27 protein-coding genes are annotated in these 24,134 nt (G+C 67.7%); 12 read left to right on the top strand and 15 right to left on the bottom strand.

Going from position 1 to position 24,134, the window contains the following annotated elements; translation table 11 throughout:
* Positions 1-6: 6 nt before the first annotated feature.
* Both B4589_RS15145 and B4589_RS15140 read right to left on the bottom strand, forming a co-directional pair.
* Entirely contained in the window at positions 7-441 is a 435-nt protein-coding gene (locus tag B4589_RS15145) for a metal-dependent transcriptional regulator (RefSeq protein ID WP_079235052.1), read from the bottom strand.
* A complete protein-coding gene (locus tag B4589_RS15140; RefSeq protein ID WP_079235258.1) occupies positions 438-935 on the bottom strand; it encodes a ferritin family protein in 498 nt (165 codons plus the stop codon). The genes B4589_RS15145 and B4589_RS15140 overlap by 4 nt, the downstream gene beginning before the upstream one ends.
* A 145-nt stretch (positions 936-1,080) precedes the next feature.
* Between B4589_RS15140 and B4589_RS15135 the strand changes: the two genes are divergently transcribed.
* A complete protein-coding gene (locus B4589_RS15135; RefSeq protein WP_255246104.1) occupies positions 1,081-2,292 on the top strand; it encodes an MFS transporter in 1,212 nt (403 codons plus the stop codon).
* Here B4589_RS15135 and B4589_RS15130 read toward each other — a convergent pair.
* The 6 genes from B4589_RS15130 to B4589_RS15105 form a co-directional block, all read right to left on the bottom strand.
* Positions 2,285-2,476 (bottom strand): hypothetical protein, encoded by a 192-nt coding sequence (locus B4589_RS15130; protein ID WP_079235051.1) that lies wholly within the window; start codon positions 2,474-2,476, stop codon positions 2,285-2,287. The genes B4589_RS15135 and B4589_RS15130 overlap by 8 nt on opposite strands.
* Positions 2,477-2,517: 41 nt before the next feature.
* The gene (locus B4589_RS15125; RefSeq protein ID WP_079235050.1) at positions 2,518-2,715 is read right to left on the bottom strand and encodes a helix-turn-helix transcriptional regulator; all 198 of its coding nucleotides are present in this window, start codon (positions 2,713-2,715) and stop codon (positions 2,518-2,520) included.
* Positions 2,712-3,140, bottom strand: coding sequence for a DUF2178 domain-containing protein (locus tag B4589_RS15120; RefSeq protein WP_079235049.1), 429 nt, complete (start codon positions 3,138-3,140; stop codon positions 2,712-2,714). The genes B4589_RS15125 and B4589_RS15120 overlap by 4 nt, the downstream gene beginning before the upstream one ends.
* Positions 3,141-3,274: 134 nt before the next feature.
* Entirely contained in the window at positions 3,275-4,492 is a 1,218-nt protein-coding gene (gene sufD / locus B4589_RS15115; protein WP_079235048.1) for a Fe-S cluster assembly protein SufD, read from the bottom strand.
* Positions 4,492-5,922 carry a Fe-S cluster assembly protein SufB gene (sufB, locus tag B4589_RS15110; protein ID WP_079235047.1) on the bottom strand — a complete coding sequence of 477 codons (1,431 nt, stop codon included), beginning with the start codon at positions 5,920-5,922 and terminating at the stop codon, positions 4,492-4,494. The genes sufD and sufB overlap by 1 nt, the downstream gene beginning before the upstream one ends.
* A 3-nt stretch (positions 5,923-5,925) precedes the next feature.
* Positions 5,926-6,837 carry an ABC transporter ATP-binding protein gene (locus B4589_RS15105; protein WP_079235046.1) on the bottom strand — a complete coding sequence of 304 codons (912 nt, stop codon included), beginning with the start codon at positions 6,835-6,837 and terminating at the stop codon, positions 5,926-5,928.
* A gap of 238 nt (positions 6,838-7,075) precedes the next feature.
* Here B4589_RS15105 and B4589_RS15100 point away from each other — a divergent pair, with 238 nt between their 5' ends.
* On the top strand, positions 7,076-9,421 hold the full coding sequence (locus B4589_RS15100; RefSeq protein WP_079235045.1) for a DUF2298 domain-containing protein: 2,346 nt from the start codon (positions 7,076-7,078) through the stop codon (positions 9,419-9,421).
* 27 nt (positions 9,422-9,448) lie between these two features.
* Here the strand turns inward: B4589_RS15100 and B4589_RS15095 are convergent, their stop codons facing one another.
* On the bottom strand, positions 9,449-9,715 hold the full coding sequence (locus B4589_RS15095; protein ID WP_079235044.1) for an HAH_0734 family protein: 267 nt from the start codon (positions 9,713-9,715) through the stop codon (positions 9,449-9,451).
* A gap of 25 nt (positions 9,716-9,740) precedes the next feature.
* Positions 9,741-10,184 (bottom strand): hypothetical protein, encoded by a 444-nt coding sequence (locus B4589_RS15090; protein ID WP_143414361.1) that lies wholly within the window; start codon positions 10,182-10,184, stop codon positions 9,741-9,743.
* Positions 10,185-10,325: 141 nt separating this feature from the next.
* Here B4589_RS15090 and B4589_RS15085 point away from each other — a divergent pair, with 141 nt between their 5' ends.
* From B4589_RS15085 to B4589_RS18265, 6 genes are read left to right on the top strand one after another with little or no spacing between them, the layout of a single operon-like run.
* Entirely contained in the window at positions 10,326-10,607 is a 282-nt protein-coding gene (locus B4589_RS15085; RefSeq protein WP_079235042.1) for a 50S ribosomal protein L44e, read from the top strand.
* Positions 10,604-10,777, top strand: a complete 174-nt coding sequence (locus tag B4589_RS15080; RefSeq protein ID WP_079235041.1) for a 30S ribosomal protein S27e — start codon at positions 10,604-10,606, stop codon at positions 10,775-10,777. The genes B4589_RS15085 and B4589_RS15080 overlap by 4 nt, the downstream gene beginning before the upstream one ends.
* A 6-nt stretch (positions 10,778-10,783) precedes the next feature.
* On the top strand, positions 10,784-11,578 hold the full coding sequence (locus B4589_RS15075; RefSeq protein ID WP_079235040.1) for a translation initiation factor IF-2 subunit alpha: 795 nt from the start codon (positions 10,784-10,786) through the stop codon (positions 11,576-11,578).
* Positions 11,575-11,799 (top strand): RNA-protein complex protein Nop10, encoded by a 225-nt coding sequence (locus B4589_RS15070; protein WP_079235039.1) that lies wholly within the window; start codon positions 11,575-11,577, stop codon positions 11,797-11,799. Before B4589_RS15075 ends, B4589_RS15070 begins: the two co-directional genes overlap by 4 nt.
* 43 nt (positions 11,800-11,842) lie before the next feature.
* Positions 11,843-12,781: a PAC2 family protein gene (locus B4589_RS15065; protein ID WP_079235038.1), complete on the top strand. Its 939-nt coding sequence runs from the start codon at positions 11,843-11,845 to the stop codon at positions 12,779-12,781.
* A 55-nt stretch (positions 12,782-12,836) separates the two neighbouring features.
* Positions 12,837-12,959 carry a hypothetical protein gene (locus tag B4589_RS18265; protein ID WP_255246103.1) on the top strand — a complete coding sequence of 41 codons (123 nt, stop codon included), beginning with the start codon at positions 12,837-12,839 and terminating at the stop codon, positions 12,957-12,959.
* On the opposite strand, the gene B4589_RS15060 is transcribed toward B4589_RS18265, so the two are convergent.
* Together B4589_RS15060 and B4589_RS15055 are read right to left on the bottom strand one after the other, a co-directional pair.
* Positions 12,956-13,261, bottom strand: a complete 306-nt coding sequence (locus B4589_RS15060; protein ID WP_176330547.1) for a MazG-like family protein — start codon at positions 13,259-13,261, stop codon at positions 12,956-12,958. The two genes, B4589_RS18265 and B4589_RS15060, sit on opposite strands and share 4 nt — an antisense overlap.
* Before the next feature lie 66 nt (positions 13,262-13,327).
* Complete coding sequence (locus tag B4589_RS15055) at positions 13,328-14,542, bottom strand: proteasome-activating nucleotidase (RefSeq protein WP_079235036.1); 1,215 nt, start codon at positions 14,540-14,542, stop codon at positions 13,328-13,330.
* Between the two features lie 138 nt (positions 14,543-14,680).
* Between B4589_RS15055 and B4589_RS15050 the strand changes: the two genes are divergently transcribed.
* From B4589_RS15050 to rad50, 3 genes are read left to right on the top strand one after another with little or no spacing between them, the layout of a single operon-like run.
* On the top strand, positions 14,681-15,022 hold the full coding sequence (locus B4589_RS15050) for a hypothetical protein (protein ID WP_079235035.1): 342 nt from the start codon (positions 14,681-14,683) through the stop codon (positions 15,020-15,022).
* Positions 15,023-15,032: 10 nt separating this feature from the next.
* Positions 15,033-16,262 (top strand): DNA double-strand break repair protein Mre11, encoded by a 1,230-nt coding sequence (gene mre11, locus B4589_RS15045; RefSeq protein WP_079235034.1) that lies wholly within the window; start codon positions 15,033-15,035, stop codon positions 16,260-16,262.
* Positions 16,259-18,955, top strand: a complete 2,697-nt coding sequence (gene rad50, locus B4589_RS15040) for a DNA double-strand break repair ATPase Rad50 (RefSeq protein ID WP_079235033.1) — start codon at positions 16,259-16,261, stop codon at positions 18,953-18,955. Before mre11 ends, rad50 begins: the two co-directional genes overlap by 4 nt.
* On the opposite strand, the gene B4589_RS15035 is transcribed toward rad50, so the two are convergent.
* Genes B4589_RS15035 through B4589_RS15025 form a run of 3 tightly spaced genes read right to left on the bottom strand, consistent with a single transcriptional unit; the run spans position 18,952 to position 20,047 of the window.
* A complete protein-coding gene (locus B4589_RS15035) occupies positions 18,952-19,374 on the bottom strand; it encodes a hypothetical protein (protein WP_079235032.1) in 423 nt (140 codons plus the stop codon). The genes rad50 and B4589_RS15035 overlap by 4 nt on opposite strands.
* A 41-nt stretch (positions 19,375-19,415) precedes the next feature.
* A complete protein-coding gene (locus B4589_RS15030; protein ID WP_079235031.1) occupies positions 19,416-19,826 on the bottom strand; it encodes a hypothetical protein in 411 nt (136 codons plus the stop codon).
* A gap of 44 nt (positions 19,827-19,870) precedes the next feature.
* Positions 19,871-20,047, bottom strand: a complete 177-nt coding sequence (locus tag B4589_RS15025) for a hypothetical protein (protein ID WP_176330537.1) — start codon at positions 20,045-20,047, stop codon at positions 19,871-19,873.
* 102 nt (positions 20,048-20,149) lie between these two features.
* On the opposite strand from B4589_RS15025, the gene B4589_RS15020 reads away from it, so the two are divergent.
* Positions 20,150-24,118 carry a DNA polymerase domain-containing protein gene (locus B4589_RS15020; protein WP_079235030.1) on the top strand — a complete coding sequence of 1,323 codons (3,969 nt, stop codon included), beginning with the start codon at positions 20,150-20,152 and terminating at the stop codon, positions 24,116-24,118.
* The last annotated feature ends 16 nt before the right edge of the window (positions 24,119-24,134 follow it).

Raw genomic sequence — 24,134 nt, 5'->3', positions numbered from 1 at the left:
TTCTTCTCAGTCCGCGCCCTCGCTACACGTCCCCGCGAGGTGGCAGCAGGCGTCGGCTTCGGCGTCGAAGCAGTCCGGACACTCCTCCTTGCGGTCGATGATGGTGTCGAGTCGCTCCGCCACCGTCTCGTCGATCACCGGCTCCAGCTCCTTGGCCTCGGCGCGGTACTCCTCGACGCTCAGCACGTTCGCGAGGAAGCGCTCGATGATGCAGTACGTCCGGAGCGCGTTCTCCGCGCGGGCGATCCCCTCGTCGGTGAGCGAGACGCCCTTGTACTTCTCGTGTTCGGCGAGTCCGCGCTCCTCCAGCTTGCCGATCATCTCGTTGGCGCTGGCGGGGCTCACGTCGAGCGAGTCGGCGACCCGCCCCGTCGCCGCGGGACCGTCGTCGGTGCGCTGGACCAGATAGATGGCTTTCAGGTACTGATTAGCCGTGTTCATTCGCGAGCCTCCATGATCCGGGTGACCTCCTCGACGCCCTCCGCCTCCTCGTCGCGGATCTCGGTCAACACCTCGAGCACGCGGTCGCGGTCGAGCGAGAACGCCGCGTCGCTGGCCTCGATCGCGTCGATCAGGTCGTCGTAGAACTTGTAGGCCGTCTCCTCGTTGCAGAGCTGGTCGTACAGCACGCCGTCGAAGTCCTCCGGCTTGGTGCGGCCGTAGCGGGCCTCGACCAGCGTCTCGATGTCCTCGAACGGGATCGAGTCGGCGTCGAGCCCGTCGACCAGCTCCTCCAGTCGTTCGCGGTGGTGGGCCGACTCCTCGGCGGCGTCCTCGAGCAGCGCCTCCACGTCTGCTTCGAGGTCGCGGTCCTCCTCCGCGAGGCTCTGGTAGTGGCGATACGCGCGTGCCTCGACGACCTCCTCCAGCACGACACCGATCTGGAGCAGGCGGGCGAGCTGGTGGTCCGAGCCGACCTGCTGGTCGACGCTCACGGCGACCACCGCCGATCGGCGACCGATACCGTCGTCATCGACTCCGACTCCGGGAGGGAGGGACTTAAGCCCGGCCCTTCAGCGGGTCCCCCAGCCGTCGACCGAACCCGGAACGCGGAAAGCCTCGGAGTTCGAACGGGCCCGCGTGTCCTCCCGCGACCGGACCGCACTCGCACTCGTCGTCTGGGCGGTGATGCTCTCCCAGACGCTGCTGTACCCGGGAGTGGATCGGCTCGTCGCCGCGATGGGGCTGGGCAGCGGCAACTACCTCGACGCGAGCACGTGGTTCCTCGCTGCGGAGTTCGCCGCGTTCGCGCTCACGGCGGGCGTCTGGGGCGCCGCCAGCGACACCGCCGGCCGGCGCATCCCGTTCGTCGCCGCCGGCGCCGTGCTCGGTGCGCTGGGGTACGGCGTCCTCGCGCTGCTCGGGCCGACGAACCCAGCGATGTGGCTCGTGCTCGTCGTTCGGTTCCTCCAGGGCGCTGCGACCGTCGGCGCGTTCTCGCTCGCGATGTCGATGCTCGCCGACCTCGGTGAGGGGAACGGCCGGAACATGGGCGCCGCCGGGATCGCGATCGGCCTCGGGACGGCGCTGGGTGCGCCGCTGGGCGGCCAACTCTACTCGGTCGGGCCGTTCGTCCCGCTCTGGACGGGGGCCGCGCTGCTGACGCTGGTCGGCGCCGCGACGCTGCTCGTCTCGGATCACGCCCCCGAGGGCGACGACGAGGGGCTCCGCGAGGCACTGGGTGCACTGCGTCGAACCCCCGCACTCGCGGTCCCGTTCGCGTTCGGCTTCGCGGACCGCATGACTGCGGGCTTTTTCGCGCTCGTCGGCACCGTCTACTTCCGGACGGCGTTCGAGCTCTCGCCCGCCCAGACCGGGATCACGCTCGCCCTCTTCTTCGCCCCCTTCGGCCTGCTCCAGTACCCGTTCGGCCGGCTCTCGGACCAGTTCGGTCGGACCGCACCCATCGTCGCCGGCTCGGCGCTCTACGGGATCGTCGTGCTGGGTATCGGCGCCGCCGAGGGAGCGTTCCCGGCGCGGGGCGACGCGCTGCTGGCGGTGCAGTTCGGCATGGTCGCGGTCGGCGTGCTCGGCGCGCTGATGGCGCCGGCGACGATGGCGCTGGTCGTCGACCTCGCACCCACGGGCGAGCGCGGCGTCGCGCTGGGCGGGTTCAACATCGCCGGCAGCCTCGGCTTCCTCGCGGGCGTCGTCGGCGGGGGGCTGATCGCCGACGACTTCGGCTACCCCGCCGCGTTCGCGTTCGCCGGCGGCGCGGAGATCCTGCTGGCGCTGGTGGCGATCCCGGCGTTCCTCAAACTGCAGATCAGCCGCGAGAAGATGTTCAGTTGAGTCGGTCGAGCGTCCGGTCCAGCACGGCGCCCAGAACGGCCATGAACAGCAGCGTCAGGCCCACGTCGCCGAGCACGCCGAGCCCGTACGCCTCCGATACCGAGACGCCGAGGAGCACACTCGCGATACCGGCCGGGATCGCCGCCCACGCCGGGAGCGTCCCCGACCACCAGTTCTCACTCATCGCGCCCTTTTCGCCCGGTTCGAGGATAGCTGTTTCGGGGCTCACTCCGACTCGGGGTCGAAGATCTCCTCGATCCGGCAGCCGAACTCCGCGGCCAGGTCGAACGCGAGTTCGAGCGACGGGTCGTAGCGGTCGCGCTCGATCGCGTTGATCGTCTGCCGGGAGACGCCGACCGCCGCCGCGAGGTCGGCCTGACTCATCCCGCGCTCGTCGCGGCGTTCCGGGAGATCGTTGTTCACGATCGCTTGCGCTCCGTGTACCAGTTAGCGACGCCGACGACCATCGCGACCAGCGCCAGCGTCGTCACCATCCCCCAGTAGAACTCGGGCACGTCGTACACGCCCGTCACGGTCAGCACGGTCAGCCCCGGCGCGGCGACGATGAGCGAGGCGGCGAGCACGTCGAGAGTCAACTCCGCCGCCTCGCGGTTGATCCGGGCCTCGCGCTCGTCCCTGACCGCGACCGGCGCCCGCCACTTGATGACGACGTACCCCAGCACGCCGAGCCAGTACACGCCGACCCCGAGGACGACGAGCAGATCCCGGTCGAGGAACGTCCCCGCGAGCAGCCCGAGCACGCCGAAGACGATCCCGGCCCCCAGCGCGCTGTTCATCCGACTCCGGTACTTCTCCCGCGTCTCCAGTACGTTTCGCGTCTCGTTCATGGTGGCTCACGAACGCTGTGGAAAGCGTCCTTTACAGTAAAGCCTCCTTTACACACCACCATAAAGCTACCGCCGGACGCCTCGTTGTCACTACTCGGCCGAAAAACGGGAGAAGACTGGGCCGGAACGCCCGGTCAGTTCCGGAGGCGTTCCTGAACGAGCTCCTCGACGTCGTCGCGGAACTCCTCGACCGCGATCTCCTCGAGGACGGGCACGAAGAAGCCCTCCACGAGCATGTTCCGAGCCTGCTCCGGGCTGATGCCCCGCGAGGTCATGTAGAACAGGTCCTGCTGGTCGACCTGCCCGACCGTCGCGGAGTGGCTGGCCTCGGTGTCGTGGTTCTTGATGATCAGCTTCGGCGAGGCGTCAGCCTCGCTGTCGTCGCTCAGCATCAGGGTGTTCTCGCGCTGGTACGAGGAAGTGTCCCAGGCGTCACGGCCGACGTCCTGGACGCCCTCGTACACCGAGCGCGCGGTGTCGTCGAGCACGCCGCGGGTCACGAGGTCGGCGGTCGTGTGCTCGGCGTTGTGCCAGACACGGGCGTTCACGTCGAAGTGCTGGTCCTCGTGGCCGAAGAACGCGCCGACGATCTGGGACTCGCTCCCCTCGCCGTTCAGCTCGGTCTCGACGTCGGATCGGGTGATCTGGGTGCCGAAGTTCCCCTCGATCCAGTCGACCGTCGCGTCGTCGGTGGCCGCGCCGTGCTTGAGCGTGTAGCAGTAGGCGTCCTCCGAGAGGTTCTGCAGCGAGCCGAACTGGACGTTCGAGTTCGCGCCCGCGGCGACCTCGACGAGGTTGCTGAAGTAGCGACCCTCGTCGTCCGCGGTCGGGCCCTCGTCGTCGATGGCCTCAAGGATCGTGACGGAGGCGCTCTCCTCGGTCACGACCAGCGTGTGGCTGAACAGCGAGTCCGAGCGCATCTCGGTCCGGATCTTCACGTCCTCGGCGTCGACGCCCTCGGGGACGTAGATCAGCGTGCCCGTGGTGAAGAGGGCTGCCGACAGCGCCGTGAGGTAGTTGCTCTGGGGGTCGAGCGTCGACCCGAACTCCTCACGGAGCAGCTCCTCGTGCTCCTCGAGTGCGGTCTCGAAGTCGAGCACCTCGACGCCCTCGGCGGTGACGCGCTCGGTCTCGTCGGACTGGTTCAGCGGGTCGACCAGCTGCTCGAACTTGAGGTCGGTGAGGTTCGTCCACCGACGGCCGGGCGTCTGGATGACGTCCGGCAGGTCCAACTCCTCGAGCGCCTCGAGCGCCTCGAGGCGGCGGTCGAGCAGCCACTCGGGTTCGTCGCGTGCCTCGGAGAGTTCGCGGACGGTGTCCGCGGTGAGCCCCTGTTTGAGCGTCGCACTCATTATCCGAGGCTCCCCTCCATCTCGAGCTCGACCAGCCGGTTCAGCTCCACCGCGTACTCGATGGGGAGCTCCTCCGTGATCGGCTCGATGAAGCCGGAGACGATCATCTGCTTCGCGTCGTCGTCGTCGAGCCCGCGGGTCTGGAGGTAGAAGATGTCCTCGTCGCCGATCTTCCCCACCGTCGCCTCGTGGGCCACGTCGACCTTCGACTCGTTGATCTCCATGTACGGCATCGTGTCGGAGGTCGACTCGTTGTCGAACATCAGCGCGTCACACTCGACGGCCGTCGAGGAGTTCTCGGCGCCGTCGGCGATGTGGACCAGGCCGCGGTAGTTGGTGCGGCCGCCGTCCTTGCTGATGGATTTCGACTCGATGGTGGACTTCGTGTTCGGCGCGTTGTGGTACACCTTCGCGCCGGTGTCGATGTCCTGCCCCTCGCCCGCGAAGGCGATGGTGATGTGGTTGTCCGACGCGCCTCGCCCCTTCAGCACCGTCGAGGGGTAGAGCATCGTCGCTTTCGAGCCCATCGAGCCCGAGATCCACTCCATGCGGCCCTCCTGCTCGACGAGGGCGCGCTTGGTGTTGAGGTTGTACGTGTTCTTCGACCAGTTCTGCACGGTCGAGTACTGGACGTGGGCGTCCTCGCCCACGAACACTTCGACGCCGCCGGAGTGGAGGTTGAACGCGGAGTACTTCGGGGCGGAACAGCCCTCGATGTAGTGGACCTCCGAGTTCTCCTCGGCGATGATGAGCGTGTGCTCGAACTGCCCCATCCCCTCGGAGTTCATCCGGAAGTACGCCTGGACGGGCATCTCGACGGTCACGTCCTCGGGGACGTAAACGAACGAGCCGCCCGACCAGATGGCGCCGTGGAGCGCGGCGAACTTGTTGTCGCTCGGGGGGACGCAGTTCGTCATGAAGTGCTCCTTGACGAGCTCCTCGTGCTCCTGGACGGCCTCGTCCATGTTGCAGAAGACGACGCCTTTCTCCTCCCAGCGCTCCTGCATGTTCTGGTAGACGACCTCCGACTCGTACTGGGCGCCGACGCCCGAGAGCGCGTTCTTCTCGGCCTCGGGGATGCCCAGCTTGTCGAACGTGTCCTTGATCTCGTCGGGGAGATCCGTCCAGTCGTCGACGCCGCCACGGGTCTCGATGTCCGGGCGGACGTACGGGACGATCTCGTCGATGTCGAGCTCGCTGAGGTCGGGCTGGCCCGGCCAGTCGGTCGGCATCGGCATCGCCTGGAACTGCTCGAGCGCGCGCAGCCGGCGCTCGCGCATCCAGTCGGGCTCGTCCTTGTCGTCGGAGATCGCGTGGATCGTCTCCTCGGTCAGCCCTTTCTCAGCCGCGTAGGCGGCCTTGGAGTCCTTCTTGAAGTCGAAGCGCTCCTCGGTGTCGGTCTGTTGTAGGTGGTCCTGGTCTGAACTCATGGTTTAAGCCGTCTCGTAAACCTGCTCGCGCACCCAGTCGTACCCTTCCTCCTCGAGCTCCTCGGCGAGCTCGGCGTCGCCGTCCATGACGACCTCGCCGTCGAGCATCACGTGGACGCGGTCCGGCTCCACGTAGTCGAGGATGCGCTGGTAGTGGGTGATCTGCAGGACGCCGGTGCCCTGTTCGTCACTCAGTCGTTCGATACCCTGTGCGACGTCGCTGAGGCGGTCGATGTCGAGCCCGGAGTCGATCTCGTCGAGCACCGCGATCGAGGGCTCGAGGATCGCCGCCTGCAGCACCTCGTTCTGCTTCTTCTCGCCGCCCGAGAAGCCGGCGTTGAGGTAGCGCTGGGCGAACGACTCGTCCATGTCCAGCAGCTCCATCTTCTCGCTCAGGATCTGCTGGAACTCGGCGACGCCGATCTCGCCCTCGTCCTGGGGCCCCTCCATCGGCGAGGACTCGTACCCCTCGTCCTCGTCGTCGGCCTCCGCCTCCTCCTCGTCCTCGAAGAGCTCCTCGCGCTCCTCGTGCTTGGCGTTGAGCGCCTGGCGGAGGAAGTTGGTCATCGTAACCCCCTCGATCTCGGCGGGGTACTGGAAGGCAAGGAAGATCCCCAGCGCGGCCCGCTCGTTGGGTTCGAGGTCGAGCAGGTCCCAGTGGTAATGCTCCTCCTCCAGCTCCTCGTCGATATCCGCGAGGTCCTCGTCGTCGAGGTGGAGCAGGATCTCGCCCTCGGTCACGTCGTAGGCCGGATGGCCCGCGATGACTTTGGCGGTCGTGGACTTGCCCGACCCGTTCGGGCCCATCAGCGCGTGGATCTCACCGGATTCGACCTCCAGATCGACCCCGCGCAGGATTCGCTCCCCGTTCTCGGCGACTTCCGCGTGTAGGTTGTTGATTTCGAGTGTAGCCATTCGTAGCCTCGTGGGTATACGTCGGTCTGTCGCACCCATGAACGTTACGCATCACCCCACGTGGGTTTTTGCGTTCGGAAAGAATACTTCCCTGATCGGAAAACGCCCGGAGCGAACGGTTCGTCGCGTCCCTTCGGGTACGATCACCGAGAGCGTCGTTTTCGGGCGCCGATCGGGGGAGGGTCGCGGACACCATCACCCGAAAGGCGTTTCCCGGTTCGGGCCGCGGCTTCCGGCAATGCAGTACCTCGCCGTGCTCGTCTGGCTGGCTGTTTTCGCCGGGGTGGCCGTGCTCGGCTACCCGATCGCGGCCCGGCTGTTCGCCCGGCTCCGGAGCAACGGGAGCGGGTTCGCGCTCCCGATCGCGCTAGTGACGATCTGGCTCCCGGTGTACTGGCTCGGGAAGCTCTCCTTCGGGCCGCTCACGGTCGCCGCGGGGCTCGCCGTCCTCGTCGGCATCGCCGCCGCGCTGGGGCTCGATCGTGAGGCGTTACGGGACGGTGAGCTCCGACCCGCCGAGGGGATCGGCGTCGATCGCCGCGCCGTCGCCGAGACGGCGGTCGTGTTCGCCGCCGCCTTTCTCTTCCTGGTCGCGATCCGTAGCGCCGACCCCGCGGTCCACGCCATCGGCGGCGAGAAGTACCTCGACTACGGGATGCTCCGGACCCTCCTCCGTTCAGGGACGCTCCCGCCCGAGGACTTCTGGTTCGCGGGCGAGCCGGTGCAGTACTACTACGGCGGCCACCTGCTCGCGGCGATCCTGACCTATCTGACCGGCACGACGCCCGAACTCGCCTACAACCTCGCGCTCGCGGGGTTCTACGCGATGCTCGTGACCGCCGCCTACGACCTCGCTGCGAACGCCGCGGCCGAACACGGGTGGAATCCCGGCGTCGGCGGCGCGTTCGCGGCCTTTTTCGTCGGCTTCGCGAGCAACGTCACGACAGCCGGTCGACTGCTACTCGGTCTGCTTCCGCCGGGGCTCCAGTCCTCGCTCGCCCCGGGGGTCGAACCGCTCCCGCTCTCGGGCGAGGGGTTCAGCTACTGGTCGGCCAGCCGCGTGATCGGCGACACGGTCGACGGCAACACGTTCCCCACGATCAACGAGTTCCCGCTGTTCGCGTGGCTCAACGGCGACATGCACGCCCACATGATGGGGACGCCGTTCCTCCTGCTCGGGGCGGCGCTGGGGTTCGCCCTCTACCTGACGCCCGCGACCGAACGCCGTCGCCGACTGGGGCTGCTCGCGGTCGTCCCCCTGCTCGGGTTCTTCCAGATCGTCACGAGCACGTGGAGCTTCCCCTCCGTCTTCGGCGTCACCTACCTCGCGCTCGCGCTCTCGCCGGCCGACCCGACGGCGCTGCTGCCCGGAAGCGCCGCCGAGCGCGTTCGTCAGGGGCGACAACGGCTCGCGGACTCGCTCGGCGACGACGGAGCGGGCGATCGCGCACTCGCCGAGATCGAACGACTGTTCGTGCCGCTGGGTGTCGTCGGCGGTCTGGTCGCCGTCGCGGGCGTGCTGGCGCTCCCGTTCCTGACGCGAACGATGACCGGCGGGAGCAGTCGGACGATCGAGTTCCTCCCTGCCGCTGCCCGCAGTGGGGTGTTGGAACTGTTCGCGGTCCACGGCGCGTTCCTGCTCGTGTTCGGACTCTACCTGTTCTCGCGGGTGGAGCCGGGACGCCGCGCGCCGCTGGCGCTGGCGGTCGCTGCCGTCGGCGCCGTCGCGATCCTGCTCCCGCTCGACGTGCTGGCGTTCACGCTCCCGCTGCTCGTCGTCGGCTGGGCCGTCCTCCGGTTCCGTGACGCAGGGTACGAGACGGTGCTGATCGTCGCCGGCGCGGGGCTGGTGACGATCGTGGAGATCGTCTACGTCAACGAGCAGGCCGGCCCGCTCCGGATGAACACGGTGTTCAAGACGTACATGCAGGTCTGGGTGTTCTGGGGCGTCGGCGCGGGCGCGGCGGTTGCGGGGCTGCTGGCGCGTGCGAAGCGGGCAGCTCGAGCCGCCGATAGCCCGTCGCTCGGCCGTGGCGTCGCCGTGCCCGCGCTCGTCGCGCTGCTCGTACTCTCGACCTCGGTGTACGGCGGGTTCGCGCTCTCGGGCCACTTCGCGAACGTGGAGGAGCCGACGCTCGACGCGACCGAGATGCCGTCCTGGTACGAGGACGACGAGCTCGCGGCGGTCGACTGGCTCGACCGAACCGCCGACGGGGAGACGGTGATCGTCTCGGCGCCCGCTCAAGGGGGGACCCCCGGGATGTACAACTGGAACTCCGCGATCGGCGCCAGCCTGACCGGCGTCCCGACGGTCGTCGGCTGGGCACACGAGGTCGGCTATCGCGGGAGCGAGGCGTACTACGCCCGGGTCGACGCCGTCGACGCGCTGTACACCGGCTCGCCCGCCGACGCGGCGTCGGTGATCCGCGACCACGACGTCGAGTACGTCTGGGTCGGCAGCGCCGAGCGGAACCGCTACGGCGACGACCTGGTCGACTTCGACGAGCGCGCGGGCTACGAGCCAGTGTTCACCGAGGGTGACGTGGTCGTGTACGAGGTGACCGCCGGAGAGCTACCGGCGTAACGTGGCGGGCTGGAGAAGAGGTGAACGCTATACGTTCAGCGGGTTCTTCTCGCTCACGATCTCGACGTCCGCGGCGTCGACGCTCTCGGTGTCGAGCCAGTGGGGGACGTACTGGCGCTTGTCGTACTTCTCCTGTTCGTCCTCGGTGCCGACCGTACACCAGAGCTGTGGCTCGTCGGGACCGTGCCAGTCGCCCTGTTTGGCGACGCCGAAACAGACCAGCTCCTCCCCGTCGACCTCGATCACGTCGTCACGCCGGAACCCCGCGTCGCCGTGGACGATGAGCTGCTTCATGCGCGCTCCTTCGGCCACTCGCTCCTTAACCGCTTCGCTCCCCCGCCGATCGAGATTCACTCTCCCGCCCGGCCACGACGAGCGCGAGGGCCAACCCGATCCACCCCGCGAGCAGATCCAGCTTCGTATCGAGCGGCGTGACGAGAAACGGGGCTCCGACGGTCCACTCGAACACCTCCCACAGGATCGACAAGAGGACCACACTCACGGCCGTGGCTGTAGGGGAGAGCAGAATCAACAGGCCGAGGGTGAGCGTCAAGCCGCCAGCGACGTGGCCGACTTTGTCCAGCCACCACCACGATAGGTAGGCCGGCAGGATCCCGCCAGTTACGCTTATCCCAGTTCCGGCCGCCAGAACGAAGATGTATCCGGCAGTTTGTGGGCGGGGTCGACTACAGTTGGATCGAACGGCCCGGATCGACTCCGCGGGCAGCTCTCTCCAAGTCTGGGGACCATCTCGCGGAGGCATACCTCCGAGGTCAGCGTACGAGCCATTTGTTATCAGCAGATTACCTTCGGAAGGGTCGTGTGCGGTCTCACTCGCCAGCCGGACGAGACCAAACGGGTTTTAAGCGATCCTCCCGAAGTCGCCGCCAAGAGGCGAATATCCATGGAGATGCCACGCCGCATGAACACGTACTGTCCGCACTGTGACGCCCACCACGAACACGAGATCGAGAAGGTCCGGTCCGGCCGTCAGACCGGGATGAAGTGGGCCGCCCGCCAGCAGGAGCGCGGGAAGAAGACCATCGGGAACTCCGGGAAGTTCTCGAAGGTGCCGGCCGGCAACAAGCCGACCAAGAAGACCCACCTGAAGTACATCTGCTCGGACTGCAACAAGGCCCACATGCGAGAGGGGTGGCGGACCGGCCGCCTGGAGTTCCAGGAATGACGGGGAGCTTCCTCGAAGTCGTCTGTCCGGACTGCGAGAACGAGCAGATCGTCTTCCAGAACGCGTCCACGACGGTAAACTGCGCCGTCTGTGGCACCACGCTGGCGACGCCCACCGGCGGGAAGGCCGACATCAACGGCGAAGTCGCCGACATCGTCGAGGCGCGATAACACCGCATGGCGGGGAACGAGTGGCCCGAGCCGGGTGAGCTCGTCGTCGGCACTGTCGACGAGATCGCCGATTTCGGCGTGTTCGTCGACATGGAGGGCTACGAGCACCGCGGGCTGGTCCACATCTCGGAGGTCGCCTCCGGCTGGATCAAGAACGTCCGCGATCACGTCAGCGTCGGCCGCACGGTCGTCGCCAAAGTGCTCGAGGTCGACGAGTCCGCCCAGCAGGTGGACCTCTCGCTCAAGGACGTCAACGAGCACCAGCGCAAGCAGACGATCCAGGAGTGGAAGAACCAACAGAAAGCCGACAAGTGGATGGAGCTGGCGTTCGGCGAGGACCACGACCGCGACGACGTGGTCGAGACGCTCACCGCCGAGTACGACTCGCTGTACGAGGCGTTCGAGGAGGCCGCCATCCACGGGATGGAGGCGCTGGACGGCGTCGGCCTCGACGACGAGGCCACCCAGGCGGTCGTCCAGACCGCCCGGGAGAACGTCTCGGTGCCGTACGTCAACGTCACCGGCTACGTGGACATCCGCTCGCCCGGCCCCGACGGCGTCGACGACGTGAAGGCGGCACTGCGGGCCGCCGCGGGCGACGGCGACCACGACGTTCCCGAGGAGGTCGAACTCGAAGTGTCCTACGTCGGCGCCCCGGAGTACCGCATCGAGGTGCAGGCCCCCGACTACAAGACCGCCGAGGCGGAGCTCGAGGCCGCCGCCGCACGCGCCAAGACCGAGGTCGAGGAGCACGGCGGCACCGCCGAGTACCACCGCGAGCGCAACGAAGACGACGAATGACGAAGTCGGACATCCGCGTCTGTTCGGCGTGGAGGTCCGAGGACGACCCGGATCGAGCAGACGGGTCGGGCCAACACGACCGACCCGTATACACGCTTTCTGCTGAGTGTCCCGACTGTGGCGCCGAGGCGATCAACTCCGCCCCGGCGCCGTTCGACCCCGCGGACCCGTACGGCGAGTACCGCCGCCGGGCCCGCGACGCCGGCCCTGACACGGCCTGAGGGTTTCGACGTACCTTTACCCGCCGAGAGACCATTCGCGGGTATGGATCCCATCGACATCGAGACGGTCGCAGACCCCGATCTCCGGGAGCCCGTGCTGGTCGAGGGGCTGCCGGGCGTCGGCCACGTCGGCAAACTCGCCGCCGAGCACCTGCTCGAGGAGTTCGAGAGCACGCTCGTCCGCCGAGTGTACGCCGACGAGTTCCCGCCGCAGGTCGACGTCGACGACGACGGTGTCGCCTCGCTGACCTGCGCCTCGTTCCACGCGGTCGACCTTTCCTCGCCGACGCCTTCGGATGTGGAGGAAGACGAGGAGTCGGAAGTCGACGACGAGGACGAGAACGCGGCGGACGAGGACGACGAGAGCCCCGAAGGTGACGCACTCGCCGACGGCGGCGACGTCGACGAGGAAGGGAGTGAGGACGACGCCGAGGAGGACCCCGGCACCGTCCCGGTCGAGCGCGACCTGCTCGTGCTCACGGGGAACCACCAGGCCGGCAGCAACAAGGGCCACTACCAGCTAACCGAGGCGTTCCTCGACGTGGCCGAGTCGTTCGGCGTCGAGGAGGCGTACGCGCTGGGCGGCGTCCCGACGGGCGAACTCATCGAGGAACACAACGTCCTCGGCGCGGTCAGCCGGGGCGAACTCACCGACTCGCTCGCGGACGCTGGCGTGGAGTTCCGCGGCGACGAGCCCGCCGGCGGTATCGTCGGCGTCTCGGGGCTGCTGCTCGGTCTCGGCGGCCGGCGCGGCCTCGACGTGGCCTGCCTGATGGGCGAGACCAGCGGCTACCTCGTCGACCCCAAGAGCGCGAAAGCCGTCCTCGAGACGCTGGAGCAGCAGCTCGAGTTCCGCGTCGACTTCGCCGCGCTGGAGAAGCGCGCCGAGGAGATGGAGGAGGTCGTGAGCAAGATCCAGCAGATGCAGGAGGGCGGCGGTGGCGGGATGGCGGGCGACGAGGAGCTTCGGTACATCGGCTAAGTCGGCGGCCGCGCCGACCCCGCAGAACTAAGTCCCGCCGCATCCCGAACCCGGTATGGACACCGATCACCCCTCCTGGCGCGCGCTGGCGGGCACCTTCGGCGGCTACGGGCTGATCCTGGCCGCCATGACGGTGCTGCTGTTCGGGATTCCGACCGCGATCTTCTTCCTGCTCTAGGCGCCCGAGCCGGCGTCGCCGTTTTCGTGGATCCGCGCCTCGTACTTCGCGAGCGTTGTCTCGAACGCGGTGCCGGCGTCGACGTCCAGTTCCTCGGCCAGCGCCAGCAGCGCGAACAGTGCGTCGCCGAGTTCGTCCTCGGGGACGGAGAGCGACTCGGGGGACTCGCCGTACTCGCTCGACTTCGCGGCGTCGGCGGCGACCTCGCCCACTTCAGCAGTCAGGTCGAGGAGGCGGTACGCGGGCGGCGATCGCATCCCGTGCTCGTCGAGGAACTGCGCGACGACGCGCTGTTCGGGCATGGCGGGATCGTCGACCATGGCTACGCGAGCGACGGCGGACGGCAAAAAAGCGGCCGGTTCGAGTCCTCAGGCGAACGCCGGCGAGTCGCCCGTATCCATCGTCTCGCTACCCTGGAGTTTCTCCCAAGCCTCGACGAAGTCCCGCTTCTCGATCTCGGTGCGGTCGTCGCGGATCGCGAACATCCCGGCCTCCGTACAGATCGCCTTCACGTCGGCGCCGGAGGCGTCGTCGGTCATTTCGGCGAGCTCGCCGAACTCCACGTCGTCGGCGACGTTCATGTCGCGGGTGTGAATCTGGAAGATGAGCTCGCGGCCCTCGGCGTCGGGCTTGGGCACCTCGATGAGGCGGTCGAAGCGACCGGGGCGCAGGATCGCCTCGTCGAGCATGTCGAAGCGGTTGGTCGCGGCGATGATGCGGATCTCGCCGCGCTCGTCGAACCCGTCCATCTCCGAGAGCAGCTGCATCATCGTGCGCTGGACCTCGGCGTCGCCGGAGGTCTTCGAGTCCGTCCGTTTCGAGGCGATCGCGTCGATCTCGTCGATGAAGATCACCGCGGGCTCGTTCTCGCGGGCGACCTCGAACAGGTCGCGCACGAGCTTCGCCCCCTCGCCGATGAACTTGTGGACGAGTTCGGAGCCGGCCATCTTGATGAAGCTCGCGTCGGTCTCGTTGGCGACCGCCTTCGCGAGCATCGTCTTCCCGGTGCCGGGCGGGCCGTGGAGCAGGATCCCGCTCGGGGGCTGGATGCCGACCGAGTCGAACGTGTCGGGCTGCTGGAGCGGGAGTTCGACCGTCTCGCGCACTTCGCGCATCTGGTCTTTGAGCCCGCCGATGTCGCCGTAGGTCACGTCCGGCGAGTGGTCGATCTGCATGACGCGAGCCCGGACGTCGGTCTCGCGGGTCAGCTTCTGGACGACCGACAGCGAGTTGTTGACCGCGACGCGGTCGTCGGGCTCGATGTCCTCGCGCATCTCGTCGGTGACCTCGGTCAGCGCCTCCTGGTTGTTGCCGTGCTGTTTGATCACGACGCCGTCGTCGGTGATCTCCTGGACCGTCGCGACGAACAGCGGCGACTGCTTGAGCTTCTCGTTCTCGTGGGAGAGTCGCTCGAGCTTCTGCTGGTACTTGTTGTTCTCGGCGTTGGCGTCCAGCAGGCTGTCGCGCATCTGTTCGTTCTGGTCCTCGAGCTCCTCCAGGCGCTCGCGGAGGGACTCGATCTTCTCCTGTTGCGACGCCGTCTCCTCGTAGGGGAGTTCGACGTCGTCAACCGTATCGCTCATTGCCGGACCGTAAGCGGCTGACTCTTATGAGGCTTCGGGTCGCGTCGGAACTCGCCACGGTGCCGAACCGGGCACACAGCCCCGCTCTCCCCTGGTTCCGGCCCAACCCTCAAATGTGATCGGGGGAGCACCCCCGTCGTGACCGACCCCGACACAGTCGCGACCGCGCTGGCTCGACTGGCCGACGGCGACTTCCCATCGAGAGAGGCACCGACGCGGGTCGTCGCCGAGGCCGAGACGGCGATGGGAAGCGTCGACAGCGCGGCCGCGTTCGTCGACGCCGGCGGCGAAGCGAGCCTCCGGCGGGCCGTCCGAGCAGCCGAGCAGGACGGAAACGGTTCGCTCGTCGAGCGAGGCAGGGACGTGCTCGCGGCGCTGGCGGCGTTCCGGGACGCCGCCGAGCGTACCGAACGGCCGGTGGAGGCGCCCGAAACCAGTTCCACCCCGCTCGCGCAACGCTCTTCCCGGGAGGGGGCGTAGCCGAGGGCAGATGACTCGGGTGATACACACGGGCGACACCCACGTCGGCTACCAGCAGTACCACTCCCCCGAGCGCCGGGCGGATTTCCGCCGGGCGTTCGACGCCGTGGTCGACGACGCCATCGAGGAGGACGTCGACGCGGTGGTCCACGCCGGCGACCTGTTCCACGACCGCCGGCCCGAACTGCCGGACCTGATGGCCGTGCTCTCGGCGCTGCGACGGCTCGACGACGCCGATATCCCGTTCCTCGCCGTGGTGGGCAACCACGAGGCGACTCGAACGGGCGAGTGGCTGGACCTGTTCGAGGGCACCGGGCTCGCGACGCGGCTCGACGACACGCCCGAGGTCGTCGGCGACACCGCGTTCTACGGGCTCGACTGGGTGCCAGAGTCCCGGCGGGACGATCTCGACTACGAGTTCGACTCTCACGACGCCGACCACGCCGCGCTCGTCTCACACGGGCTGTTCACCCCCTTCGAGTTCGGCGAGTGGGACACCGAGACCGTCCTCGAGGAGTCGACCGTGGCGTTCGACGCGATGCTGCTCGGCGACAACCACGCGCCCGACACCGCCGAGGTGTCGGGGACCTGGGTGACGTACTGTGGGTCGACCGAGCGCGCGAGCGCGAGCGAGGAGGACGCCCGCGGCTACAACCTCGTCACGTTCGACGGCGAGGTGGACATCCGCCGGCGCAGTCTCGACACACGACCGTTCGCGTTCGTCTCCGTCGACCTCGCCGAAGGCGAGGGGGTCGAGCGCGTGCGCGAGCAGGTTCGCCAGCACGACCTCGCGGACGCGGTCTGTATCGTCGAGATCACCGGCGAGGGCGAGCCCGTGACTCCCGCCGCGATCGAGGAGGCCGGCGAGGAGGAGGGTGCGCTGCTCGTCCGCGTCACCGACCGCCGGGAGATCGAGGAGGAAGCGGATATCGGCGTCAGCTTCGCCGACCCGGACGAGGCGGTGAGCGAGCGCGTCTCGGAGATGGGGCTCTCGACGGCGGCCCGCGACGTCGACGAGACCATCCGGGAGAGCAAAGTCGCCGACTCGAACGTCCGCGAGGAAGTGAAGAACCGTGTGAGCGACCTCCTCGGCGACGAGCCCGAGGCGTTCGAGCCGGCCGACGGCGGGAGCGACGAAGCCAGCGTCGACGATAGCGACGAACCCACCCCCGACGACGAACCGGCGACGGAAACCGACGGCTCGCCCGCCGAGCAGGGCACCATGGAGGAGTACCTGTGAAGTTCGACCGCCTGCGGCTTCGGAACTTCAAACCGTACGCCGACACCGACCTGCAGTTCACCGACGGCGTCACCGTGATCCACGGGCTGAACGGGTCCGGGAAGTCGTCGCTGCTCGAGGCGTGCTTCTTCGCGCTCTACGGCTCACAGGCGCTGGACGGCACGCTCGACGACGCCGTCACCACTGGCGCCGAGGAGACCGACGTGGAGCTGTGGTTCACCCACGCCGGCGAGGAGTACAAGATCACCCGCGAACTCCGTCGCTCCGGCGGCTCGGTGTCGACGCGGACCTGTGTGCTGGAGGGTGCCGACACCACGGTCGAGGGGGCCCGCGACGTGCGGGAGTTCGTCGGCGAGGAGCTGCTCCGGATGGACAGCGAGGCGTTCCGCAACTGCGCGTACATCCGGCAGGGCGAGGTGAACCGCCTCATCAACGCCTCGCCGCGGGAGCGCCGGGAGATGATCGACGACCTGCTCCAGCTCGGCAAGCTGGAGGAGTACCGCGAGCGGGCCCGCGACGCCCGACTCGGCGTGGAGGACGTGCTCGGGGACAAACGCGGCGGGCTGAACAAACTCGAGGAGCAGATCGAAGCCAAGGAGGCGAAGGAGCTCCACGAGCGGCTCAACGAGCTCGAGAGCGAACTCGCGGAGCTGGATTCTGAGATCGAACGCTTCGAGGGGAACCGTGAGGAGGCCCGCGAGACCCGCGACGAAGCCCAGTCGATCGTCGACGAGGCCGAGGAACAGGAGAGCGAACTCGAAGAGCTGAACGAGGAGATCGAGGAGTTGGAGGCGTCGATCCGCGAGACCGAGAACGAACGCGAGGAACTGCTGGACGAGATCACCGAGATCCGCGAACGGATCGACGAACGCGAGGCCGAACTCGACGAACTCGCCGACGCCGCCGGGGTCGACGCCGCGACGGAGGAAGCCGTCGCTCAGGCCCGCGAGGAACTCGACGACAGCGAAGCCGACCTCCGCGAGCAGCGCGAGGACGCCCGCGACCGCGTGAGCGATCTCGAAAACGAGGTCGAGAGCCTCGAGAGCGAGGCAGAGCGACTGCGCGAGCGGGCCGGCGAGAAGCGCGACCGCGCCGACGAACTCGAGAGCGAGGCCGACGACGCCGAGGACGACCTGGAAGACGTCCGCACGAAGCTCGACGAGGTCGCCGAGGAGCGCGAGTCGATCGCGGCGCGGTTCGCCGACGCGCCCGTCGAGATGGGCGAAGCCGAGGAACACCGCGAACAGCTCCGCGAGGAGCTCGACGAGGTACAGGAAGCGATCGAGGAGACCGTCGGGGATCTCGCCTCCGCCCGCGACCGCGTCGAGGAGGCCGAGGAACTGCTCGAACAGGGTAACTGCCCCGAGTGCGGGCAGCCAGTCGAGGACTCTCCCCACGTCGACGCGCTCGAGGCGGACCGCGAGCGCGTCGAGGAGCTCTCGGCCGAACTGGGCGAACTCAACGGCCGGAAAGCCGACCTGAAAGAGGAGATCGAGACGGCGGAGGAGCTGGTCGACGCCGAGAGCCGCGCCGAGTCGCTCGACGAGCGCCGGGAGATGCTCGAGGAGCGCACCGACGGACTGGAGAGCGAGGTCGAGAGCGACCGCGCGGAGGCCGAAGAGCTCCGCGAGGAGGCCGAGGAACTCGAGGCCGAAGCTAAGGAGACCGAAACGGAGGCCGAGGAGATGGAGTCCGAGGCTGAGGCGGCCCGCGAACGCGTGGCCGAACTCGAGGAGGAACTCGACGCACTCGACGAGCACCGCGACCGGCTCGACGCCGTCGAGGAGGCGCTCGCGGCCATCGAGGGCGACGAGGACGAGATCGACCGCCTGCGTGAACGCCGGGAGAGCAAGGCCGAACTCGCCGCGGAGCGCCGGGACCGACTGGACGATCTGCGGGAGCGCCGCGACGAACTCCGCGAACAGTTCGACCGCGACCGCGTCGAGCAGGCCCGGAAAAAGCGGGAGAGCGCCGAGGAGTACCTCGAGAAAGTCGAGAACAAACTCGACTCGTTGGCCGAACAGCGCGACGAACTCACCGGCGAGATCGGCAGCGTCGAGAACGAGATCGAAGAGCTCGAAGCGCTCCGCGAGGACCGTGAGGAGCTGGCGGAGACCGTCGCCGACCTGGAGTCGCTCCACGAGGAGACCGAGGAGTTAGAGCGGACGTACGGCGACCTGCGGGCCGAACTCCGCCAGCGCAACGTCGAGAGCCTCGAACGCATGCTGAACGAGACGTTCGACTTGGCGTACGGCAACGACGCCTACTCCCACATCGAGCTCGACGGCGAGTACGAACTCACCGTCTACCAGAAGGACGGCACGCCGCTCTCCCCGGAGCAGCTCTCCGGAGGCGAGCGCGCGCTGTTCAACCTCTCGCTGCGGTGTGCGATCTACCGCCTGCTCTCGGAGGGGATCGAGGGCGCGGCGCCGACGCCGCCGCTGATCCTCGACGAACCGACGGTGTTCCTCGACGCCGGCCACGTCTCCCGGCTAGTGGATCTTGTCGAGGAGATGCGCGGGTTCGGCGTGCGACAGATCCTGATCGTGAGCCACGACGAGGAGCTGGTCGACGCCGCCGACGAACTCGTGACCGTCGAGAAGGACACGACGACGAACCGCTCGACGGCGCGCCGGGAGGACGCCGCGACGCTCGCGGGCGCGGAAGCACTGCTGGAGAGCGGCGACGATTAGTCGTTCCGGAGCAGTGCGACCGCCTCCTCGGCGGTCTCGGTCGCCTCGTAGCCGCGCTCGCCGGCGACGCGACACTCCGCGACCAGCCCCGCCGCGCGGAGTTCGGCGAACAGCCCGTTGAAGTCGCTCTCACACAGCCCCGAGGCGGAGAGCAGGTCGACCACCGCGGTCGGTCCGTTATCGACGAGCGTCACCAGCACGCCCAGCGCGCGCTCGTCGTGGACCGCGGTCACGGTCCGGCGGACCGACTCGGGAACGCCCGCGGCGGCGATGGCCAACGCTTCCTCCGCGATCGGTTCGACCGCGTCGGCGTCGACGGTCCGTTCCTCGCCGGTCGCGGGGTCGCGGAGCCGCGCAGTGCCGTCGGACTCGGCCAGCAGCAGGTAGCGCTCCCCGTCGGACGTCTCGACCGTTCGCATCGCTCGTCGTGAGGTGCGCCGCGCGCAAAACGCTTCCGGGGTCAGTTGTCCTCGATACCGTCGTCGGAGGGGTCGGCACCGCCGTTGTCCGTGTTCTCGCGCCCGATCTCGAATCGTCGGTACACCGAGTACGCGCGGTACAGTGCGTACCCCCCGACGACGACCAGCGCCGCCGAGACGAGCGGCATCCCCCGAATCGCGTACAGGGTCGGCCCGACAGCGAGCAGGAGGATACCGACGTTGACGTACACCACCGCCGCCCAGAACGCGGTGGCCGTCTCGGAGTCGACTTCCATCGCCTCGGCGTCGACGTCGCCGGCGACGCCGGTCCGATCGCGAAGTTCGGCCTCCATGTCCCGCGCTTTCGGGGTGGACACGCCGCTCTCGTTCTCGTCGTCCTCCCCGTCGAACGTTCCGTCGACGAACCGCTCCACGGGGTCGTCGTCGCTCACGGCTGCTACTCCCGGACCGATCGGCAAAAGGGTTCGTAGTCGCCTCAGCGCCGGTCCGTGAGCGACACCGACGCGTCGCTTCGGAGCCACGCGAGCGGCGCCTCGGCGTCGTACAGCACGACGCCACCGTCGACTTCGTAGGCCTCGACGGTCTCGAAACCGTCGTCCGCGGGTTCGGAACGCTCCGATGCCACCTCCGGCAGGCCGCTCTCGTCGGGCATGTTACTCCGTACCAAACGACGGAGTATATGCCTTTCGGGGGTGTGCGACAGCGGGGCCGGCGGACCACCGTCGTTTTAACGGATCCCGGCAAACCACCGCCAATGAGTGAGAGCGAGCAGTGGGGGCTCGACGAGTTCGAGTCCCCCGACGGGGGCCGCCCGGACGAGGAAGCGGCCGTCGTCGCCGGCGACGCCGGACAGTCCGTCAGCGAGGTGGTCGACGCCGCCGATCTGAAGTTCCCAGACAGCGAGGGCGTCGTCCGGATGAAGGTCTCGCAAGTGGACTACACGATCGAGGGGTCCGGGGCCGAGGAGTACCCCGTGGTCCACGTGTTCGGCCGGACCGCCGACAACGAACCCGAGCACGTCCGCGTGCTCGGCGTCGAGCCGTACTTCTACGTTCCCACCGAGAACGTCGAGGACCGCGCGCTGACCGAGGAGTACGACGCGATCCTCGACACCCGAACCGAGGACCCCAGCGGCGAGCGCTTCGAGTCGATCCGTGGCGAGCCGCTGACGAAGGTGATCGGCCGCACGCCCCGTGACGTGGGGCAGATGCGTGACGACTTCGAGGAGCACTACGAGGCGGACATCCTGTTCCCCAACCGCTTCCTGATCGACAAGGACGTGAGCGCCGGCCTGCAGGTGCCCGAGCGACGGCTGGAGGACGACCGGATCCAGGTGCGCTACGACGACGAGGAGTTGGTCGCCGTCGACGCGCCGACGGAGGCCGACCTCCGCGTGAACACGTTCGACATCGAGGTCGACGACCGCTCGGGGTTCCCGGAGGACGGCGAGGAGCCGATCGTCTGTCTCACCTCCCACGACTCCTACGACGACGAGTACGTCGTCTGGCTGTTCGACGCGCCCGACGCCGAGGTGGACGCGCCGGAGGTGCTCGACGAGTACGAACAGATCGCCGACTCGGGGGACGTGGAGGTGCGCGTGTTCGACGAGGAGCCGGCGATGCTCGACGCGTTCGTCGAGTACATCGAGAAGACGAACCCCGACGTGCTCACGGGCTGGAACTTCGAGGATTTCGACATGCCGTACGTGCTCGACCGCCTGGAGATGGTCGACCCCAGCACGGAGTACGACCTCGACATCGACCGGCTCTCCCGGGTGAACGAGGTGTGGCGCTCGGACTGGGGCGGCCCGGACGTGAAGGGTCGCGTGGTGTTCGACCTGCTGTACGGCTACAAGCAGATCGTCATCAAGGAACTCGAGTCGTTCCGCCTCGACGCCATCGGCGAGCGCGAACTCGACGTGGGGAAGGAGCACTACTCCGGCGACATCGGCGACCTCTGGGAGCAGGACCCCGAACAGCTGCTGGAGTACAACCTCCGGGACGTGGAGCTCTGTGTCGAGATCGACCGCAAGCAGTCCGTGATCGCGTTCTGGGACGAGGTGCGCTCGTTCGTCGGCTGTAAGCTCGAGGACGCCCCCACTGCCGGCGACGCGGTGGACATGTACGTCCTGCACAAGGCCCACGGCGAGTTCGGCCTGCCGTCGAAGGGCCAGCAGGAGGCCGCCGAGGAGTTCGAAGGTGGTGCTGTCTTTGAACCTATATCGGGAGTAAAGGAAAATGTTACAGTTTTAGACCTGAAAAGTTTGTATCCAATGTCGATGGCGACGATAAATTCGTCGCCAGAGACGAAGGTCGACCCCGAGGAGTACGACGGCGAAACGTACCGCGCGCCGGATGGCACCCACTTCCGGAAGGAGCCGGACGGGATCATGCGCGAGATGATCGACGAACTCCTCAGCGAGCGAGAGGAGAAGAAGGAGCTCCGCGACCAGCACCAGCCCGGCACACCCGAGTACGAGCGCTACGACCGGCAGCAGGGCGGGGTGAAGGTGATCATGAACTGCTTCACGCCTGACACCGACGTACTCACACCCGAGGGTGTGCGGAACATCCGTGACCTCGACGTCGGCGACGAAGTGTACTCGCTGAACCCCGACACCGAGGAGATGGAGGTCAAACCCGTCGAGGACACCCACGCCTACCCCGACTACGAGGGGGAGCTAGTCGACATCGAGACCAGCAAGATCGACTTCAGCGTCACACCCAACCACCGGATGCTCGTCCGGAAGAACGAGACCAACGGGATCACCGAGGACGGCTACAGCTTCGTCGAAGCCGGCGACCTCGACCGGGCGACCAACTACGAACTCCCCCACGACTGGTCGACGGAGCACGGCGAGGACCTCGACGAGGTCGACCTCGTCGATTATCTCGAAGGAGATTACGAGGTCTGGGTCCGCCCGGAGGTCCACGGCCACACGTTCGCCGCGGAACTGGGCTACTACCCCGACACGGTCCTGAAAAACGACGTCGGCGAGGAGGGGTACGTGTTCGACGCCGAGACGTACGAGGAACACCGTGAGTACATCGAGTCGGTCTGCGAGCGGAGCTTCGTCCACCGCGAGTCCGGCCGGAAGTGGATCCCGCGGACGTACGACGGCGACGACTTCATCGACCTGCTGGCGTGGTACGTCACCGAAGGGAACGTGTACACCTCCGAGGAGAAGCAGTTCGGGGAGATGCTTCGTGGTTCGGCGACGACCGTTCAGATCGCCCAGCAGCCCGCCGTCACCGACGGCGGCGACGACGACCACGCCGCGATCGGCGACCTGCTCGACCGGATGGGGTTCGACTACTACGCCGACGAGAGCGGCTACCAGTTCACCTCCCGCTTGCTCGGCGAAACACTCGAACGGCTCTGTGGCGGCGACAGCTTCGAGAAACGGGTTCCGGAGTTCGTCTTCGATCTGAGCGAGCGCCAGAAGCGACGGTTCCTCGACACGCTCGTGGCGGGCGACGGCGACCGCCAGCCGAACTCGTGGCGCTACACGACTTCGAGCGAACGGCTCCGCGACGACGTGCTCCGACTCTGTACCCACCTCGGCCTGACCACGAACTACGGGAAGAACGGCGGTTCGTGGCGGATCTACGTCGACGAAGGGTCGAAGAACACGCTCCGGATGCACCGTAGCGGCTCGACCAGCACCGCCGACGACGGCGTCTACTGCGTCACGGTCGCGGACAACCACAGCCTGCTCGCCGGCCGGAACGGGACGTTCCAGTTCGTCGGCCAGTCGCTGTACGGCGTCTCGGGCTGGGATCGCTTCCGCCTCTACGACACCGAGGGTGCCGCTGCCGTGACGGCGACGGGGCGGGAGGTTATCGAGTTCACCGAAACCGCCACCGAGGAGATCGGACACGAGGTTGCATACGGGGATACCGACAGCGTGATGATAAGTCTTGAAGACGACATGTCCAAGGACGACGCCATCGAGCAGTCCTTCGGCATCGAGGAGCACATCAACGAGCGCTACGACGACTTCGCCCGCGAGGAACTCAACGCTCACACCCACCGCTTCGAGATCGAGTTCGAGAAGCTCTACCGGCGGTTCTTCCAGGCGGGCAAGAAGAAACGCTACGCCGGCCACATCGTCTGGAAGGAGGGGAAGGACGTCGACGACATCGACATCACCGGGTTCGAGTACCAGCGCTCGGACATCGCGCCGGTCACGAAGCGCGTCCAGAAGGAGGTCATCGACATGATCGTCCGCGGCGGTGACCTCGACGACGTGAAGGAGTACCTCCACGAGGAGATCAAGACGTTCGAGGAGGGCAACGCCGACCTGGACGAGGTCGGCATCCCCGGCGGCATCGGGAAGCGCCTCGACGCGTACGACACCGACACCGCGCAGGTCCGGGGAGCGAAGTACGCGAACCTCCTGCTGGGCACCAACTTCCAGCGCGGCTCCAAACCCAAGCGGCTCTACCTGAAGAAGGTCCACCCCGAGTTCTGGCAGCGCATGGAGAACGAGCAGGGGTTCGACCCGCAGACGGACCCGCTCTACCGGGAGTTCAAGCGCGACCCCGACGTGATCTGCTTCGAGTACGCCGAGGAGGTGCCCGAAGAGTTCGAGGTCGACTGGCCGAAGATGCTCGACAAGACGCTGAAGGGGCCCATCGAGCGCATCATCGAGGCGCTCGGCCTGTCGTGGGACGAAGTGAAGTCCGGGCAGGAGCAGACCGGCCTCGGGCAGTGGGGCTGAACGGAAGTTCGGACGC

Origin of the sequence: Halolamina sp. CBA1230 (assembly GCF_002025255.2) — an archaeon.
In the GTDB taxonomy this organism is placed as follows: domain Archaea; phylum Halobacteriota; class Halobacteria; order Halobacteriales; family Haloferacaceae; genus Halolamina.
The sequence above is the reverse complement of the archived record's forward strand: the minus strand, read 5'-3'. Positions and strand labels throughout refer to the sequence as shown.

Bases quoted from the DNA above. Each gene is read 5' to 3' on its own strand.
- B4589_RS15145 (WP_079235052.1), bottom strand. From the start codon at position 441: ATGAACACGGCTAATCAGTACCTGAAAGCCATCTATCTGGTCCAGCGC.
- B4589_RS15070 (WP_079235039.1), top strand. From the start codon at position 11,575: ATGACGAAGTCGGACATCCGCGTCTGTTCGGCGTGGAGGTCCGAGGAC.
- B4589_RS15085 (WP_079235042.1), top strand. From the start codon at position 10,326: ATGGAGATGCCACGCCGCATGAACACGTACTGTCCGCACTGTGACGCC.
- mre11 (WP_079235034.1), top strand. From the start codon at position 15,033: ATGACTCGGGTGATACACACGGGCGACACCCACGTCGGCTACCAGCAG.
- sufD (WP_079235048.1), bottom strand. From the start codon at position 4,492: ATGAGTGCGACGCTCAAACAGGGGCTCACCGCGGACACCGTCCGCGAA.
- B4589_RS15060 (WP_176330547.1), bottom strand. From the start codon at position 13,261: ATGCCCGAACAGCGCGTCGTCGCGCAGTTCCTCGACGAGCACGGGATG.
- B4589_RS15095 (WP_079235044.1), bottom strand. From the start codon at position 9,715: ATGAAGCAGCTCATCGTCCACGGCGACGCGGGGTTCCGGCGTGACGAC.
- B4589_RS15020 (WP_079235030.1), top strand. From the start codon at position 20,150: ATGAGTGAGAGCGAGCAGTGGGGGCTCGACGAGTTCGAGTCCCCCGAC.
- B4589_RS15035 (WP_079235032.1), bottom strand. From the start codon at position 19,374: ATGCGAACGGTCGAGACGTCCGACGGGGAGCGCTACCTGCTGCTGGCC.
- B4589_RS15055 (WP_079235036.1), bottom strand. From the start codon at position 14,542: ATGAGCGATACGGTTGACGACGTCGAACTCCCCTACGAGGAGACGGCG.
- B4589_RS15025 (WP_176330537.1), bottom strand. From the start codon at position 20,047: ATGCCCGACGAGAGCGGCCTGCCGGAGGTGGCATCGGAGCGTTCCGAA.
- B4589_RS15130 (WP_079235051.1), bottom strand. From the start codon at position 2,476: ATGAGTGAGAACTGGTGGTCGGGGACGCTCCCGGCGTGGGCGGCGATC.
- B4589_RS15075 (WP_079235040.1), top strand. From the start codon at position 10,784: ATGGCGGGGAACGAGTGGCCCGAGCCGGGTGAGCTCGTCGTCGGCACT.
- B4589_RS15100 (WP_079235045.1), top strand. From the start codon at position 7,076: ATGCAGTACCTCGCCGTGCTCGTCTGGCTGGCTGTTTTCGCCGGGGTG.
- B4589_RS15120 (WP_079235049.1), bottom strand. From the start codon at position 3,140: ATGAACGAGACGCGAAACGTACTGGAGACGCGGGAGAAGTACCGGAGT.
- sufB (WP_079235047.1), bottom strand. From the start codon at position 5,922: ATGAGTTCAGACCAGGACCACCTACAACAGACCGACACCGAGGAGCGC.
- B4589_RS18265 (WP_255246103.1), top strand. From the start codon at position 12,837: ATGGACACCGATCACCCCTCCTGGCGCGCGCTGGCGGGCACCTTCGGC.
- B4589_RS15065 (WP_079235038.1), top strand. From the start codon at position 11,843: ATGGATCCCATCGACATCGAGACGGTCGCAGACCCCGATCTCCGGGAG.
- B4589_RS15090 (WP_143414361.1), bottom strand. From the start codon at position 10,184: ATGCCTCCGCGAGATGGTCCCCAGACTTGGAGAGAGCTGCCCGCGGAG.
- B4589_RS15105 (WP_079235046.1), bottom strand. From the start codon at position 6,837: ATGGCTACACTCGAAATCAACAACCTACACGCGGAAGTCGCCGAGAAC.
- B4589_RS15080 (WP_079235041.1), top strand. From the start codon at position 10,604: ATGACGGGGAGCTTCCTCGAAGTCGTCTGTCCGGACTGCGAGAACGAG.